Here is a 17,268-nt window from a genome sequence, read left to right on the forward strand (position 1 = left end):
AGAATGAAAAGGGGTTTATACTGAAGCTATTCCAGGGATCACGGGTCCAAGCGGGAAAGCAGCATCAGTATACTTACAGGAGGGAAGAAAGAACCATGAGGACCAACCCACTTTATATCGGAAAAACAATGGAGAGAATCAGGCGAAATTGGGGGCTTTACGTTTTGCTTTTTCCGGCAGTTCTATTAACACTTTTATTTGCCTATAAGCCGATGTATGGTGTGATCATCGCATTTAAGGATTATAGCCCGGCATCAGGAATCGGTGGCAGCCCATGGGCGGGATTCAAGTACTTTGAGAAGTTCTTTCATTCCTATCAATTCACCAATACGATTCGCAATACACTTGTGATCAGCCTGTATAGCTTGGCTACGTTTCCGATCCCGATCATGCTTGCACTCCTAGTGAACCAGATGAGAGCGGGAAGGTTTAAGCGATTTTTCCAGACCGTCTCCTATATGCCTCACTTTATTTCAACGGTAGTTATGGTCGGATTGATGCTGATCCTGTTCTCGCCCAGTACAGGGCTCGTTGGCAATCTGTATCAGTTGTTTGGAGCACAAGCACCGGACTTAATGGGTTCATCAGCTCTGTTCAGCAGTGTGTATGTGTGGTCTGACGTGTGGCAGCATGTCGGTTGGGACAGCATTATCTATATTGCCGCGTTGTCTGCTGTAGATCCAAGCCTCTATGAAGCGGCAACCGTTGATGGGGCAAGCCGATGGCACAAAGTTCGTTATATTGATATTCCAATGCTGCTGCCTACGGCCATCACCCTGCTTATCCTGCGAATGGGCGGATTACTTGGCGTAGGATTTGAGAAGGTCTATCTCATGCAGAACGACTTGAATATCCTCTCAAGTGAGATTCTGTCTACGTATGTATACAAAATCGGTTTACTGAGCAGTCAATACAGCTTCTCCTCGGCGATCAACCTGTTTAATACGGTCATTAATTTCATTTTGCTTATTCTGGTCAATCAGTTGTCCAAGAAATACAGTGAGAACAGTTTATGGTAGAGGGGAGACAAACAAAATGAGCGTTATGGAGCCGGCAGCAATGACCAGAACTCCCCGTGTCAAACGCCGATCACGCATTACGGTTGCAGAAGCCGTGTTTTATGCCTTTGCTATTCTTTTCCTGATTGCGATCATTTACCCGATCTATTTTATTGTCATCGCCTCATTCAGTGATCCTTCCGCCGTGGCTAACGGACAGGTGTGGGTCTTCCCCAAAGGTTTTACGCTGGAAGGGTATAAGGAACTGCTGCGACACGAGAATATCTGGATCGGATATCGAAATACCATTTTATACACGGTGGTAGGAACGCTCTTCGGACTTGTCGTAAATATTTCGGCGGCTTATGCATTATCGAGAAAAGATCTGGTCGGACGAAAATTTTTCTCGCTGTTCTTTATCTTTACGATGTTCTTTAGTGGCGGATTGATTCCCACCTTCCTGACCATTCGTGACTTCCATCTCTACAACACGTTTCTGGTGATGGTGCTTCCGTTCTCCGTGGTGGTCTTCGATATGATCGTTGCCCGGACGTTCTTCCAGACCAGTATTCCGGGGGATCTATGGGAAGCTGCCCAGATCGATGGCTGCGGTAATCTGCGGTATTTCGTGTTAATTGTATTGCCGCTGTCCAAAGCGATCATCGCAGTTCTGGGATTATGGATTGCTGTAGGGTATTGGAACTCCTATTTTAATGCTCTGATCTATCTGAAAGACCCTAATCTGTATCCGCTTCAATTGATCCTGCGTAACATTCTCATTACGAATCAGATGCAATCCGGGATGGGAACCGGGGAAGCAGCACAAGTCGCCTTGCGTCTCGCGAATCTGATGAGGTATTCCGTTATTATTATCGCGACGATTCCGATCATGTGTGTTTATCCGTTTATCCAAAAGTATTTCAATCAGGGGGTGATGATCGGCGCTGTGAAAGAATAAGGCAGTTGAAATTTATTACGAATCAAGGGGGTTCCCAAATGGGAAAAAAGATAGGCAAGAAGTTTTTCACCAAAATGAATAGCTTGCTGCTCGTCTCAGCTATGCTGGTAAGCGTGGTTGGATGTAGTAGTGGAAATAGCGGTGAGAGTGCTGAGACTCCGATATCAAGCGATTTTAATCAAGAAGGTCTACCTATTGTCAATAATCCGGTAACACTCAAAGTACTGACGGTTCGCTGGGGCAACATGGGTGATACTTTTACCCAGAACCAATGGCTTAAGGATTTGGAGAAAGATTCCAATGTGAAGATTGAGTGGCAAGTCATGTCCTCCAATGACTGGGGTGAACAGAAATCCATTATGCTTGCCAGTGGTACGCTGCCTGATATTATTCTGGGGGATCAGGTGTTCAGTGATTCGGACATTGTCAATAACCTGAGTTATTTCCGTCCTTTGGATGAATATATTGATGCATATATGCCTAACTTAAAGGCGGCGATGGAAGAGACGCCGGACATGAAGAAAATCAGTACATTTCCTGACGGCAAAATCTACTCGATGCCAACCCGATTACCTGCCCGTCCGAAGAGCCGGAATCAGCCTGTAATCAACAAGGCATGGCTCGATAAGCTGGGATTGAAGGCACCTACGACGACAGAGGAACTGTATCAGGTGTTGAAAGCGTTTAAGGAGAAAGATCCGAACGGAAACGGTAAACCGGACGAAATTCCTTACACGGAAACGGGTTTGAATGTGGACTTTCTGAATCCCTTCGGGATCACCGATATTAATGCCAGCAGTATGATTGTTCAAGATGGCAAACCGGTATTCTTTCCGTCAACCGATGCTTATAAAGAAGCGCTTATCTACACACACAAGTTGTATTCAGAAGGCCTGATCGATCAGGAACTGTTCACACAAGACAACACCATGACCTCTGCCAAATGGCAAAATGCAGACATTCCCATTGTTGGCTTCAGCAATCAGTGGACACCCGATGCGGTGTTTGGCAAATGGAGCGACCAATACGAAGCGATTGCGCCTATTGCCGGACCTGATGGCAAACGTTATCAGCCAGGGGACCCTGGCGGCATGAATCTGGCCCGTAATGAACTGCTCATTACAAGTTCATGTACTGTTCCAGAAGTGGCGGCACGCTGGGCAGATCAGTTCTATACCAGTGAAGCCAGCATTCAGAATTTCTGGGGTGCGATCGGAACTGTAATAGCGAAAAATGATGATGGCACATACACGCTCATGGACCCGCCGGCGGGTACCAGCGCCGATGCCTGGTACTGGGATCAGTCCCTGCGCGATTTTGGTCCCAAATATGTAAGCCCTTCCTTTGAAGAGAAAATTAAGCTCAATCCAAAAGCTGGTGACGGCCTCAAACTGCAAATTGATCAGTTGGGCAGTGCTGATGTAACGACGCCTTATCCAAAAGTCATGTACAATGCAGATGAGTTTCAGGAGCTGCCAACACTTACAACGGATATTGATGGCTATGTGGCAACGATGCGAGCCCAGTGGGTAACCAAAGGCGGTATCGAAGAGGGCTGGGATGCTTATATCAAAAAGCTGAATGACATGGGACTTGAACAGTTACTGACCATCCGTAATGATGCCTTCGAGCGTTATATGAACGTCAAATAGGCTGGAGCTCAGCCCATCATTTCGTTGAATAACAAACAGGTGTGCTTCCGTGTTTAAAGGAAGGCACCTGTTTGTTGGTTTAAGATCTGCGTTTCAACAATAATACGCCACTGATACTCGATGTGTTTTTACGATATACCACTTTGAAGCCGATATCATGGTCCAGCAAGCAGTTTAAGGCATTGATCAGCAATGCACCAGGCACCAGTGTGAAGGTACAAGGGGATGTGTTTCCGATCACACGCACACTTTTAATTCTGCGAGCAGAGCCGGGAACAAGCGGATTTCTGGACCAATAGATCAGTACCAAATCGGGTTGTGGAACAGCTTTTACACTAGCCATCCTCATCATCTCTTTTCTATTAGATTCTTTATAGTAAATGAAAAGAAGATGATGAGGGTGCTAGACAAAAGACGCGATGTTTGAGAAATGGGGTTTTTATGTTACGTGAGAAACGGTTTCAGTTATCAGGCAGAGCTTAAAAAAAGGATCTCCCACCAGAGATCCTTTTCATGTACTTGAAGATAAAATGCCCAATATTCCTCTAATGAATTCTGCAATTGATTCTGCTCTTACTTATTGGTGCTATGCTGCTTTGATGGCAGTTTGTCCGTGGGTGTACCTTTACCATTATTTTTGTTATGACGTGCTTTTTCGGCATTCTCATTCACTTTTTTTACAAAATCATGGGTGCTCTCCATGTTTAAACACACCTCCTTCAAAAAATCTGAATGTGTAACCTGAATCTTAATATAACCATTGGCAGGCCATTATATTTGGATGCTTAACTCTGACCGTAAAATCAGTATATGGCTAAGAGAAAGCGTCGGTGGGATAAACTGGACATGGGAAGTTCAGGCGTCTAAACTATATAGAACGATACAAAACAAGAAGGAGCCCGAATCGAACCATGTTGCAGAAATTCGGTTTTACACAATATGAAAGTCAGGTGTATGAGGCAATATTTGCGCAGGATGCACCGCTCGATGCCACATCCATTGTGAATTACTCCAATGTACCCAAGGCCAAGATATATGAAGTGCTTAATCGACTTTTTGATAAGGGAACGGTCCTAACAACGATGCATGGGAAGAAAAAATTGTACATGGCGGTTGATCTTCAGTCCATTATCCTCAAAATAAGGGCCGACTTTGAGAAGGATATTGAGGAATTAAAGACATACAAAATCAAACGTACATTCACAGATGAACATATCTGGACATTGAAGGATGCTTCATCCATTGCATCGAATATCGAACAGCTTATTGAAGAAGCGGATTCATCTATCCTTTTTCTGGCGTGGAACGAGCAAATGGAGAAGTACCGGGAGCTTCTGGAGCAAAAAGAGGCTGAAGGTGTACATGTGGAGGTTCTGGCTGTAGGGGGATTGCAGACATCTCTAGCCCATAAGTATTCGTTAATCCCGATGCTTGAGGACAGTAATCTTGAGCCCTCGCAGCTAATCATTGTTGACCATGGTTATCTTTTGTTTGCAGGAATCGAACATGATTCCTGGAAGGCCATCAAGACAACGTCCAAACCGATTGTTAAAGCAATGACGGATTATTTCTATCATGACGTCGCTCTTACTCAAATTACCAAAAAATACGGTGACCAGCTGCTTCAGGATGAAGAAATTGCACGTCTGCTGGCACGATTAATTTATTAATTATGATGATTCCAAAGCTATTCTTTCTGAGAATAGCTTTTTTGTATTGAAATCTTCTCTTGATTAAGTTACTATCGTAGTTGTAACTTTCGAGGAGGATTCAAAAATGAATAAAAAAGTATATGTCCTGGCAATCGCCGCATTTGTGGTTGGTACCGTCGAACTTATTTTAGGCGGCATTCTGGACTTGATTGCGTCAGATCTTCATCTGACTTTGGCAAAAGCCGGTTATCTAATCTCCATCTTCTCGCTTGTCTATGCGTTATCTGCGCCAATTTTGTTAAACATGACGGCCGGATTCGAACGTAAAAAAGTATATATGTGCACTTTATTCGTTTTTCTGATCAGCAATCTTATCTCTGCATTCAGCGCCAATTTCTATATGCTTATGGCAGGCAGAGCACTGGGGGCCGCAACGGGCTCATTGATTTTTGTTTTGTCACTGACGCTCGCAGCCCGTATTGTGGAACCTCAGTATAAAGGCCGTGCCGTGGGGATAATCACGATGGGAGGAAGTGCTTCTCTGATTTTGGGTGTACCGATTGGAATCTTCGTTGGTAACCTCGCGGGATGGCGTGAAGTGTTTATGTTGATCGCGATTTTGACTGCAGTGGTCATGATTGCTATTGGCATTGCCATGGATAGAGTGCAGCCGATTCCGGCAGTACCTTTGAAGAAACAGCTTGCTGCTCTGTGGAATCCGAAAATGCTGGCAATTCATGTTACAACATTGCTTGTGCTCGCAGGGCATTTGACGTTATATGCGTATTTCACACCATTTCTCCAGGAAGCGCTGGGAGCCAGCTCAACGATGGTCACCTTTATTTATATGATGTTTGGTATCGCTGCAGTGGCAGGGGGCGGCATTGGTGGCATATTATCAGATCGCTTGCATCCGGCCAAAGCCATTGTCATTGTGCTAATCCCTTTTATCGTGAGCATGGCAGTTATTCCATTTAGTACCGGCTTGCCTTTGATTCCATTCTTGATTCTGCTAAGTATCTGGAGTGCGCTAAGCTGGACGGTGACCCCTGTACAGAATAGTCTGATTATCAAAACCTCACCGTCAACCGCTGAAACGTTAATTAGCACCAATTCTGGGATTGCACATGCTGGCATTGCTCTGGGAACCTATATTGGCGGAGTAGTTATCGATCATTCATCCATTATGTATACAGGATGGGTCGGATCCGTTCTGATCCTGATGGGTCTGGTGTCAGCCGTTTATGCAATTAGTCGCAAAGAGCAAACTGTTCATGCCGCCGAAAAATCGTTAGTATAAAATTTATCTTTTCCAAATTGGTCTATATAGCTTCAAAAAACCTCTGCGGTCCAATAATTATTGGATCGCAGAGGTTTTTTTGAATAACATTAGGCATAATATCTCTATATTCAATTTGCATAGGAACTTGATTTATTTAGGTTATCCCATATAATTATTATAACTTTATAAAGTATCTTAATTTATCAGTTCAAATATTAATATAGACGTAAAGGGGAAACAATCATGAGCAATATCACAACAAAATCGGAAAAACAAAAAATGATCGATGGTGAACTGTACTTGGCTTCCGATCCCCAATTGTCTCAAGACAGGGAATATGCAAGAAGAATGACACGCATGTACAATCAGACTACAGAAACAGATGGCGAGCTCCGTACAAAGGTATTGAAAGAGCTGTTAGGTTCAACGGGTGAACACCTGAGCATGGAACCGAATATTCATTTTGATTATGGATACAACATTCATGTTGGGGAGCACTTCTATACCAATTTTAACTGTACAATACTTGACGTAACTTGACGTATGTGAAGTACGCATTGGGGATAACTGTTTAATGGGACCTGACGTTCACATATATACCGCTACGCATCCCTTGAATCCTTACGAACGGATCACAGGTGCAGAGTATGGAAAGCCAGTAACCATCGGGAATAATGTATGGATCGGGGGCAGGGCAGTAATCAATCCAGGGGTCACCATTGGCAATAATGTCGTTATTGCTTCCGGTGCCTTAGTCACAAAAGATGTCCGGGATAACATGATTGTTGGAGGAAATCCTGCTAGAATCATTAAAGAGATAGAGCTTTGAACCATTAATTTTGGACAGAAGAGTTGGAGGCACAGGATTCATGACAGAAAAAGAGAAATCACAACTGGGACTGCTGTATAATGCAAATTACGACAAAGAATTAATTGATGAGCGGTTGTACGCAAAAGGGCTTTGTTACGAGTATAATCAGCTACATCCAGGCAAGATCTCTGAGAGAGAGGCGCTGCTCAAAAAGCTGCTTGGAAAAACAACGGATCAATTCCTGATCGAGCAGCCATTTGTATGTGACTACGGCTATAATATCGAAATTGGTGAGAACTTCTATAGCAATCATAATATAGTTATGCTGGATGGAGCTAAAATCCAGTTTGGTGACAACGTTTTTGTTGCACCAAATTGTGGATTCTATACTGCTGGTCATCCTTATGATGTGGAACAACGTAACGAAGGTCTTGAAATTGTAGGTCCAATCACAGTGGGCAATAATGTATGGATCGGTGGCGGCGTGACTGTGCTTGCGGGTGTGACCATTGGAGATAACACAATCATCGGGGCAGGAAGTGTAGTTACCAGAGACATTCCTTCGGATGTAATTGCTGCGGGTAATCCATGCAGAGTTATTCGCAAAATAACGGAAGCAGACAAAACGAAGTATAGAAGAAGCTAACACAAGTGTATACGAACCTTCAGAATGCCCGATGTTTTTCATCGGGTGTTTTTAATACCTCTGGAGATATTGTATAGTTACTACATTGGAGAAGAAACTATGGAGTAGGGGTGCTTATGAAAATAGCGAACGCGTATTTGATGAAAGAAATTAATATAAACCATGTACGCCAGGTCATGAAACGGGTGGAAACAGCAACCAAGCCACAACTGGCCTCCTTGACCAAGCTCAGTGTAGTAACCGTCAATTCACTAGTAAAAGAGTTGTGTGAACTGGGTGAACTGTTTGAGGACGAGACAGTACCTTCCAACGGGGGAAGACCTGCATTAACCTACCGATATAATTACGATTTTAGCTTAGCTTTGGTCATGTATATCAACGAAAAGCAGGGGCAGGATCTGATTACAGCCACCGTCATTAATCTAGAGGATAACATGGTATTCAGAGAAGAATATACAATGCCCGCCTTTGATCAGAGACACTTCTATGAAATCATTGGGAACGTACTGTCTCAGCATGCTTCCATTAAAGTCATCGGTATCGGTATTCCGGGACAGACCGTGAATGGAGAAATTACGGTGAGCAGTCACCGGCAGTTAGAAGGTATCCGCATGATTGAAGATCTTGAAGCACAGTTCGGATTACCAGTTCTGGTGGAAAATGATGTGAACGCTGCAATTAGCGGATACTGCGCAAAGCAAGAGTTGGACGAGGATCAATGTGTCATCGGAATTTATTTTCCAACCCAATATCCTCCAGGCATGGGCATTTATCTGAACGGTAAAGTGATCAAAGGAAAACTTGGCATGGCGGGGGAAGTGAAATATCTTCCTATGGGGGTTGATTGGTATAGCTTAGTGGAAAAGGAACTCTTTATTGAAACGGTATGCAAAATGATTCAAACGGTAAATGCGATTCTTGCACCAGATAAAGTTGTCATTTACCAAAATATGATTGATAAAGAAATGGTTCTTCAAACGTGGCAAATGTATCAAGAGGAGCTGTCAATGCCCTCTTATCCTGACGTCATTCTGATCGATTCTTTCCGGGAAGACTTTGAAGCAGGGATGCGATGGTTAACGTTGAAAGCGTTGGAACCGGCCTTGGTCAAATTCAACTGAAATCGGGACTCACCATTTTAATAAAATCCCCCAGAAGCAAACAATATATCATCACATCGTATACTAATGCATGTCCTTGTTTTCTGCTGGGGGAAAGCAGGCGTGTAACTGCTGCAGGCAGGTGTATCTCTTAGCGTTTCAGGCTTTTGCCATTACTGCCAATGATATCTTTGTACCAATGGAACGACTTTTTGCGATACCGTTCGAGTGTTCCTGAACCATCGTCATGGCGATCAACATAGATGTAGCCATAACGCTTTTTCAATTGTGCTGACGAAGCACTGACCACATCAATACATCCCCAAGATGTATATCCCATAACTTCAACGCCGTCTTCAATGGCTTCCGCGACCTGAACGAGGTGATCATTCAGATACTGGATGCGATAGTCGTCTTCAACTGTCATCTCACCATCAGGTCCGGTAATAAGCTCGTCCACAGCGCCCAGTCCATTTTCCACAATAAAGAGTGGTTTCTGATAACGGTCATAGAACATATTCAGCACATAGCGCAGACCTTGCGGATCAATCTGCCATCCCCATTCACTTGCAGGCAAGTAAGGGTTAGGTATACCGCCAAGCAAATTACCTTCACCTGCAACTTGTTTATCCGGATCAGCCGTTTGGCAGATGCTCATATAATAACTGAAAGAAATGAAGTCCACAGTATGGAGCAGCGTGTCTTCGTCTCCGTCTTCCATTTGAATCTGAATTCCATTTTCCCGGAAATAACGTTTCATGTATCCAGGATAGCGGCCTCTCACATGCACATCTCCGAAGAAATAATTGCTATGTTCGAATTCCATCACTTTAATCATGTCATCCGGATTCGGTGTTAGCGGATAGGTCGGCATACTGAGCATCATACAACCAATCTGCGCACCTGGAATGATCTCATGACAGAGCTTCACAGCAGAAGCACTGGCTACAAACTCATGGTGAATTGCCTGATAAAGATCCTGCTTGCTGAGCTTCTCTTTCGGTGTATAAATACCACCGCTCATGAACGGTGCTTCCAAAATCGAGTTGATTTCATTGAATGTGAGCCAGTATTTCACTTTATTTTGATAACGTTCGAATACGGTAGTCACATAACGCTCATAGAAACCGATCATCTTCCGGTTGACCCAGCCATCATATTCCTTGGAGAGATGGAGAGGTGTCTCGTAATGTGAAAGTGTCACCAGTGGTTCGATCCCGTATTTAAGACACTCGTCAAAGAGATCATCATAGAATTGAAGTCCTTCTTCATTAGGTTCCAGCTCATCACCTTTAGGGAAGATACGAGACCAAGCGATGGAAGTGCGGAATACCTTGAATCCCATCTCGGCGAACAGCTTCACGTCTTCTTTATAACGGTGATAGAGGTCAATCCCGATCAGTTTCATATTATCTTCAGTCGGTTCTTCAGTAATGGGACCCATGATACCTTTGGGAGCCACATCCTGAGTGGACAAACCTTTGCCACCTAGATTATATGCACCTTCAGCCTGGTTGGCGGCAATGGCACCACCCCACAGAAAGTTTTCGGGGAAATGAAATGATGGATGTTGAGAATGAGTCATGTGTATCGCTCCAATCGTAATGAATTCGTTGTGGATATTACATACAGCAGCACTGCATAAAAAAGCTTAAACGTTGGAACGGGTTACACGTCAAGTTTTACTTTTTATTTGTTTTGAGGCAAACTGTAATTCACCATAGATAGTCAGCAAGAAAGGAGACTTCATGTGTCCAAGTTCGATGAAATTATGAAACAGTCCGGTTACTCGAAGGCCACGGTATCCAGAGTGATTAATCATTCACCGCATGTGAGCGACGAGGCCCGGCAGAAAATAACGCAAATCATGGAACAGCTAAACTATATACCAAATCGAAATGCCGTTTCGTTATCCACCGGACAGACCAAGCAAATTGGGATTGTCACATCCGCAACCAACGAGATTATTCTTACGTTTATGAATCAATTCATTGATACAGCGATGGATTATGGATTTCAGACCCTGATCTATACTTCGCGTGGAGATAAAGAGATTGAATTGCAGGCGTTCGAGGATCTGCGGAGTAAACGGGTGGATGGACTGGTGATTATGACCTGTGTCAATCATCCAGACAAGCTGAAAGCCTACTGCGAGTATGGTCCGATTGTATCTTGGCAGCGGATGGGAGATGATGAAATTCCGTCAGTGGCTATGGACCAGGCGCAAGGCTACAGGCTGGCTCTTGAACATCTGGTGTCCAAAGGCTATACCCGTATTGCCAATGTCTTTGGCAGAGCAGAAAGTCTGAATACCCAAAGTCGGCGGGAAGCCTATGAATCATTTATGGCTGATAAGGGCCTGCCTATATTGCGTGAAGCCTATCAGTATTCGGTATTCAGCTCATCTGATGGAGAAGAAGCCATGCGAAGAATGGCAAGTAGGTCAGAACCTCCTCAAGCGGTGTTATGTTCCAATGATTATGCAGCAATCGGAATCTGGTCCGAAGCACGCAAACAGAATATACAAGTTCCCGAACAACTTGCTATTGTTGGTTTTGATGATATTGAACTGTCCCGTGTGCTTGGAATAACGACCATACATAATCCAATTGCAGAACAGGCTACTCAAGCCTTTCATCAATTATGGGCCGTTCTTGGCAAGCAGGAGTTACAGCCTCAGCAACTGGAATTTCAACTGATAGAACGTGCAACTACCTAAATTCTATAGGCAATGCAGGTCATTTCTTACGAATTCTTATACCATTTAGAGAACGCAGCATAGCAAAGGAGGGATCGTTATGGCACGTGTTTTATTTATTAACGGTGGATCAGAGGGACATGTCAATCCAACGATTGGTGTGGTACAAGAGCTTATTTCACGCGGGGAAGAGGTTGTGTACTTCACGATAGAAGCTTATCGGGAACGTATGGAGAAGACGGGAGCTGTAGTCCGAACCTTTGACGGTCAAAAACTCATTAAAGCCTTTGTCTCAGGTGGCAGAGATTATTTGCTTGAACGAGTCAACGGTCTTTTGCTTACAGCAGATATCGTCATTCCAAGCGTCCTTGAACTGATCAAAGGTGAACATTTTGATTACATCATCCATGACTCCATGTTCGGTTGCGGACGTTTGCTTTCGCAAATACTGAAGCTGCCTGCAATTAATTCATGCACTTCTTTTGCGCAGACTGAAGAATCATTCAATCATTTGATGCAACACTTTTTCTTAAATGTTCCTGCCGAAATCGTCCAACCTATAAACGATACATTCCATAGCCTGACGATCAGGCTACAGGAAAAATATGATGTGGAAATTGCTTCGCCCTACGAGGTGTTTTGTAATCCCGCGCCGCTTACCATCGTATATACTACAAGGGAATTCCAGCCTAATGGAGAAGCCTTCGACCCTTCGTATCAATTTGTAGGCCCGTCCATTTTTTCACGAGTATCGCATGAACAATTCGACATGACAGCCGTTAAAGGAAAAAGTCTCATATATATTTCATTGGGAACCATTTTTAACCACGCCATTGATTTCTATAAACTTTGTATTAAGGCATTGGGGAATACCGATCATACGATTGTCATGTCAATAGGGACTAGAACACAAATGACTGATTTGGAAGAAATCCCTGACAATTTCATCGTTAAAAGTTATGTTCCGCAAATGGAGGTATTGGAGTCAGCCCAATTATTTATCACCCATGGTGGGATGAACAGTACCAATGAAGGTCTGTATTTCGGGGTTCCCCTTATTGTGATTCCACAAAGCGCGGACCAGCCGATAATTGCTGAGCAGGTTGTCAATACGGGAACAGGTATCCAGTTACAAATGCAAACCTTGACTGCCAGTCAGATACGTGAAGCTGTGGATCATGTGTTGAGCGTTCCTTCTTTTGAGAAAGCTGCTGCAAATTTAAGGGAAACCTTTCGAAAATCAGGCGGATATCATTATGCTGTTGATGCGATTTTCGAATTTAAGACTCAACATCTCATACACGAATAGTTCAGTCATTAATTATTCAAAATTGAAGCATTTCTGGACCAGAACCATGCGGTATACTGGACAAGACGTTTCAAGAAGCTGCATCAGCAGGGGATATGTGGCTTCAATTTGAAGCGCCTTGTAACAAGTTACATATTTCACAAACTAACCGCTGGAAAGGTGAGATTGAACAGGATGAAGACAGTGACAGGTCGATTCAGAATTGCAGGCATATGGGAAGGTGTATCATTGCTGCTGTTGATTTTTATAGCCATGCCGCTAAAATATTTTGCCGATATGTCTTCTCCAGTAACGATCATGGGTATGATTCACGGTATTCTTTTTCCGTTATATTTGATCGCGCTTGTGCATTTGGCTGTGGTCAAGAAATGGAAGGTTTCACGCTGGATTATGGGCTTGATAGCAGGCTTACTGCCTTTTGGAACATTTGTATTCGAAGCCTATCTCCGAAAAAGAGACTGGAAGTAACCATTGTTGAAAAGAATGATGACAATGACAGCAGGCGACTAATTCGGGATGTTATCCGAGCTGGTCGCCTGCTAGTTTTTTTGTGAATTTTTATGCTGGAAGTGGAGGCTACTTTTGAAAAGAGAATGTTAACGTAGAGTGTGAGTTTGAGCGGACAGACATTTATGATAGACTATATTTTGCGAAAGCGCGATTGTCCGAAAGAGGTGATTCCTATCAAAGAGCTTCATGAAATAACGTCTATAGAAATGGTAGAAAAGTTTATTCAACAACATGAATTGGTTTTACTATATGTATCCCGGTCAGAGTGCAGTGTATGTCACGCCCTGCTTCCTAAAATCCAGGGATTACTTGAGTCATACCCGATGATCCATCTCGTTCACATTGACGCTAACGTTGTGGAAGAGGTTGCGTCCAGATTTCTCATTTTCACAGTTCCAACCATGCTCTTGCTCGTAGATCAGAAAGAGTATATTCGGGAGGATCGCTTTGTTCGCTTAGAACGTTTAGAGGAGCAGCTGCAACAGATTTGCAATCTGTACATGGAAAAATAATTAAAGTGTTGTGTTGAAAACGGTTTTATGCTAATTTAAAATATATAAAAACGTTTTTATAGCAAAGGAACAACAAATTATGGGAAAGATTACGATTAAAGATGTTGCAAGGGAGGCCGGTGTATCCATTTCTACGGTTTCCAACGCCTTGAACGGCGTGGATGTCTTAAACCCGGAGACCAAATCGCATGTACTGAAGGTAGCAGAGCGTTTGAACTACGTTCCCAACCTGAACGGCAAGCTGTTGAAATCCGGGCAAACCAAGATGCTGGGCTTTTTCACCACAAGTGTTTCGGGTCCATATTTCTATAAACTGGTTGAATCCATGTCTCGGGAATGCGACCGTCTGGGTTATGGACTGAATGTGTTTGTCACCAAGGATAAACAGGTCATTATGAGCAATATTCTGGGACGGCGTGTGGATGGCGTCATCATCTACGAAGAACTGCGGATTGATGAACAGGATATTATCGCTATGGAGAAAGACAAGATCAAGGCTGTATTTCTGGATCGGGTCTATCAGAGTGACACGATGGGAAGCGTCATTTTTGACTCCTATGTGGCGGGTTACGAAGCGACCAAGTATTTGATTGGACTGGGGCATAAGAAAATTGCCTACATATCTGGCGTGGACACCATGTTTGACAGTAATCAGCGTAGAGATGGTTATCTGGCTGCTTTGCGTGAGTATCAGCTTCCACTGGATGATGATTACATCATACAGGGATATTTTGAGGAAGAGGGCACCTACAGTGCAGTAAAATCTTTTCTTCATCTGCATCCTGCCAAGCTGCCCGATGCTTTTCTTGCAGGAAATGATGTGAGCGCAATCGGCTGCATCCATGCCCTGAAGTCTCATGGCTTTGAGGTTCCTCAGGATGTAAGTGTAGTAGGTTTCGATGATATTGATATTGCCCAATATTTTTCCCCACCTTTAAGTACCGTAAGAAACCAGATTGCAAGGCAGGGTATCCTGGCGGTCAATCACTTGGTTCGCATGATCAAGAAGAAGGAACATGGGGTGTCACAAAAACTGGCGGGTGAACTTATCATACGGGGTTCAAGTCATGTGAAGATGGACCGGAGTGATTATTTAACATAACAGTTTCAATCATTCCGGTCTTTTTTAAATTATTGATTTGAAAATAGGGGGTTTTTTTGTCGGAAAATAAAAACGTTTTTATCAAAAGGTGCTTAAGTTGGAGGGGAGCAAAAGAACGTGAGTAAATTAGCCGTAGAGACGTCGTCAACCGGTAAAAAGTCTGTAGGAACGGGCGGAAGGAAGCCAATCGGACAAAGAATGAAAGAGTTCATCATCGATTATCGAAGACAATGGGAAATTCAATCGATGATTATACCCGGCATCATTTTTATGATTATTTTTTGTTACATTCCAATATACGGATTGACGATTGCATTCAAAAATTACACTGTCATTGATACGCTGTCTAGTGCACCATGGGTTGGTCTGGAGAATTTCAGAATTATTATGTCAGATAAATACTTCTGGGATGCCGTCGTGAATACGCTGGGGATCAGCTTTTTGAAACTGGGTATCGGGTTCGTTATCCCTATTATTCTGGCCATCATGATCTATGAGTTACACAGCGGACGATTCAAGAAATTTGTGCAAACGATTTCATATTTGCCTCACTTTCTCTCCTGGATCGTGCTTGGCGGAATGCTCATCACCTGGTTCTCGACAACCGGATTGTTCAACCAACTGCTGCTTAGTTTGGGAATCATCTCGCAGCCGCAGAACATCCTGCTGGATGCAGGCAAGTACTGGTGGATTGCGACCTTATCGGATATCTGGAAAGAAGCAGGCTGGGGAACGATTTTGTATCTGGCGATCATGTCAAAGATTGATCCCACGTATTATGAAGCAGCCAAAATTGATGGCGCCAGCCGTCTCAGACAAATCTGGAATATCACGCTGCCTAACATGAAGTCGATCATTAGCCTTAACCTGATTCTTACTGTAAGCGGTTTATTGGGTTCTAATCTGGACCAGACTTTGGTTCTGATGAACTCTCAAAACCGTGACAAGGCTGAAGTTATCAATTCGTATGTATATCGTATGGGGATGTCACAGGGTGACTTTTCGTATGCTACCGCGGTTGGTCTGGGCGTTTCGATCGTATCTGTTATTCTGCTGGTCACCGCAAATAAAATTACAAGCAAATTAAACGATAATCAATCTGTGCTGTAGAGGAGGCATCCCGTGTGAATGGAAAGGTGGCTAAAGAAGATCTCGATAGTCGGATCTTTGATACCCTAAATATTATTTTGCTAACTATCTGTACTGTCATTATTGTGGTCCCGCTCTGGAATGTCATCATTTCTTCCTTTAGTTCAGGCAAAGCGTTGGCGGAAGGCGGGTTCATCTTCTGGTCACCGGAATTCTCGCTGGAGAATTACAGAGCCGTGTTCAACGATTCAAGCATCTGGCAGGCGTTCTTCATCTCCGTATCCAAAACAACAATCGGAGTCGTTACGCACGTGTTCTTCTGTGCCATGGTTGGTTACGGTCTGAGCAAAAAGTACATACGTGGCCGTAAACTGTACGTTGCCATGGGGGTAATCACGATGTTCTTCTCGGGCGGAATGATCCCAACCTACTTGTTGATCAAATCACTCGGCTTGCTCAACAGCTTCTGGGTGTACATTATTCCGGCATTATTCAGCTTCTATGATGTTGTCATCCTGATGAATTTCTTCCGAAATGTACCGGATTCCCTGGAAGAGTCGGCCAAAATTGATGGCGCTGGGGATTGGCATATTTTCCTGAAAATCTTTATCCCACTGTCCATGCCGGCGATGGCAACCATCGCACTGTTCAATGGAGTCGGGCAATGGAATGACTTTATGACAACCAAGTTGTACATTACCGATCAGTCCCTATATCCACTGCAAATGATGTTATATGAGATTATTGTTCAGTCCCAGACGCAATCCATGCAAAATATTGGTGGATCAGCTGTCATTGAAACCACGACCAAAGGTGTGCAACTGGCCACGATTGTTATTACCACATTACCGATCGTACTGATTTATCCCGTCCTTCAAAGATACTTTATCTCGGGTATGATGCTGGGAGCGGTCAAGGAGTAATTTTTTACCTAACCATAAGGAGGAAA

Annotated in this window: 17 protein-coding genes and 1 pseudogene; 15 read left to right on the plus strand and 3 right to left on the minus strand. The window is 43.7% G+C overall.

The genetic code is table 11. The features are described from left to right. Window positions 1-128: 128 nt before the first annotated feature. The 3 genes from JNUCC31_RS29585 to JNUCC31_RS29595 are packed head-to-tail and all read left to right on the plus strand — an operon-like array spanning window position 129 to window position 3,608. Entirely contained in the window at window positions 129-1,019 is an 891-nt protein-coding gene (locus tag JNUCC31_RS29585) for an ABC transporter permease (protein WP_416234469.1), read from the plus strand. A gap of 16 nt (window positions 1,020-1,035) precedes the next feature. Next, window positions 1,036-1,956 carry a carbohydrate ABC transporter permease gene (locus tag JNUCC31_RS29590; protein ID WP_228469306.1) on the plus strand — a complete coding sequence of 307 codons (921 nt, stop codon included), beginning with the start codon at window positions 1,036-1,038 and terminating at the stop codon, window positions 1,954-1,956. A 38-nt stretch (window positions 1,957-1,994) separates the two neighbouring features. After that, window positions 1,995-3,608 (plus strand): type 2 periplasmic-binding domain-containing protein, encoded by a 1,614-nt coding sequence (locus tag JNUCC31_RS29595; protein ID WP_192266886.1) that lies wholly within the window; start codon window positions 1,995-1,997, stop codon window positions 3,606-3,608. Window positions 3,609-3,687: 79 nt separating this feature from the next. On the opposite strand, the gene JNUCC31_RS29600 is transcribed toward JNUCC31_RS29595, so the two are convergent. Beyond that, window positions 3,688-3,951 (minus strand): hypothetical protein, encoded by a 264-nt coding sequence (locus tag JNUCC31_RS29600; protein ID WP_192266887.1) that lies wholly within the window; start codon window positions 3,949-3,951, stop codon window positions 3,688-3,690. A gap of 230 nt (window positions 3,952-4,181) precedes the next feature. Then, complete coding sequence (locus JNUCC31_RS29605) at window positions 4,182-4,310, minus strand: DUF4023 family protein (RefSeq protein ID WP_192266888.1); 129 nt, start codon at window positions 4,308-4,310, stop codon at window positions 4,182-4,184. Between the two features lie 209 nt (window positions 4,311-4,519). Between JNUCC31_RS29605 and JNUCC31_RS29610 the strand changes: the two genes are divergently transcribed. The 5 genes and pseudogenes from JNUCC31_RS29610 (at window position 4,520) to JNUCC31_RS29630 (ending at window position 9,120) form a co-directional block, all read left to right on the plus strand. After that, on the plus strand, window positions 4,520-5,278 hold the full coding sequence (locus tag JNUCC31_RS29610) for a TrmB family transcriptional regulator (RefSeq protein WP_192266889.1): 759 nt from the start codon (window positions 4,520-4,522) through the stop codon (window positions 5,276-5,278). Window positions 5,279-5,384: 106 nt separating this feature from the next. Further along, a complete protein-coding gene (locus tag JNUCC31_RS29615; RefSeq protein ID WP_192266890.1) occupies window positions 5,385-6,560 on the plus strand; it encodes an MFS transporter in 1,176 nt (391 codons plus the stop codon). Between the two features lie 234 nt (window positions 6,561-6,794). Then, window positions 6,795-7,371 (plus strand): annotated as a pseudogene (locus JNUCC31_RS29620) (sugar O-acetyltransferase). A 40-nt stretch (window positions 7,372-7,411) separates the two neighbouring features. After that, a complete protein-coding gene (locus JNUCC31_RS29625; RefSeq protein ID WP_192266891.1) occupies window positions 7,412-7,999 on the plus strand; it encodes a sugar O-acetyltransferase in 588 nt (195 codons plus the stop codon). Window positions 8,000-8,115: 116 nt separating this feature from the next. After that, window positions 8,116-9,120 carry an ROK family protein gene (locus JNUCC31_RS29630; RefSeq protein ID WP_192266892.1) on the plus strand — a complete coding sequence of 335 codons (1,005 nt, stop codon included), beginning with the start codon at window positions 8,116-8,118 and terminating at the stop codon, window positions 9,118-9,120. A gap of 130 nt (window positions 9,121-9,250) precedes the next feature. On the opposite strand, the gene JNUCC31_RS29635 is transcribed toward JNUCC31_RS29630, so the two are convergent. Further along, on the minus strand, window positions 9,251-10,684 hold the full coding sequence (locus JNUCC31_RS29635; protein ID WP_192266893.1) for a glycoside hydrolase family 1 protein: 1,434 nt from the start codon (window positions 10,682-10,684) through the stop codon (window positions 9,251-9,253). A gap of 165 nt (window positions 10,685-10,849) precedes the next feature. Between JNUCC31_RS29635 and JNUCC31_RS29640 the strand changes: the two genes are divergently transcribed. The 7 genes from JNUCC31_RS29640 (at window position 10,850) to JNUCC31_RS29670 (ending at window position 17,242) form a co-directional block, all read left to right on the plus strand. Then, on the plus strand, window positions 10,850-11,818 hold the full coding sequence (locus tag JNUCC31_RS29640) for a LacI family DNA-binding transcriptional regulator (protein ID WP_192266894.1): 969 nt from the start codon (window positions 10,850-10,852) through the stop codon (window positions 11,816-11,818). 79 nt (window positions 11,819-11,897) lie between these two features. Then, entirely contained in the window at window positions 11,898-13,106 is a 1,209-nt protein-coding gene (locus tag JNUCC31_RS29645; RefSeq protein WP_192266895.1) for a macrolide family glycosyltransferase, read from the plus strand. 174 nt (window positions 13,107-13,280) lie between these two features. Beyond that, window positions 13,281-13,574 carry a DUF3817 domain-containing protein gene (locus JNUCC31_RS29650; RefSeq protein WP_192266896.1) on the plus strand — a complete coding sequence of 98 codons (294 nt, stop codon included), beginning with the start codon at window positions 13,281-13,283 and terminating at the stop codon, window positions 13,572-13,574. Between the two features lie 248 nt (window positions 13,575-13,822). Further along, window positions 13,823-14,128 (plus strand): thioredoxin family protein, encoded by a 306-nt coding sequence (locus JNUCC31_RS29655; protein ID WP_323374350.1) that lies wholly within the window; start codon window positions 13,823-13,825, stop codon window positions 14,126-14,128. A 79-nt stretch (window positions 14,129-14,207) separates the two neighbouring features. Next, window positions 14,208-15,230 carry a LacI family DNA-binding transcriptional regulator gene (locus tag JNUCC31_RS29660; RefSeq protein WP_192266897.1) on the plus strand — a complete coding sequence of 341 codons (1,023 nt, stop codon included), beginning with the start codon at window positions 14,208-14,210 and terminating at the stop codon, window positions 15,228-15,230. Between the two features lie 198 nt (window positions 15,231-15,428). Continuing rightward, the gene (locus JNUCC31_RS29665; RefSeq protein ID WP_228469794.1) at window positions 15,429-16,340 is read left to right on the plus strand and encodes an ABC transporter permease; all 912 of its coding nucleotides are present in this window, start codon (window positions 15,429-15,431) and stop codon (window positions 16,338-16,340) included. A gap of 14 nt (window positions 16,341-16,354) precedes the next feature. After that, on the plus strand, window positions 16,355-17,242 hold the full coding sequence (locus tag JNUCC31_RS29670) for a carbohydrate ABC transporter permease (RefSeq protein ID WP_062318867.1): 888 nt from the start codon (window positions 16,355-16,357) through the stop codon (window positions 17,240-17,242). Window positions 17,243-17,268 lie beyond the last annotated feature (26 nt).

Source organism: Paenibacillus sp. JNUCC-31 (assembly GCF_014844075.1).
Lineage (GTDB): Bacteria > Bacillota > Bacilli > Paenibacillales > Paenibacillaceae > Paenibacillus.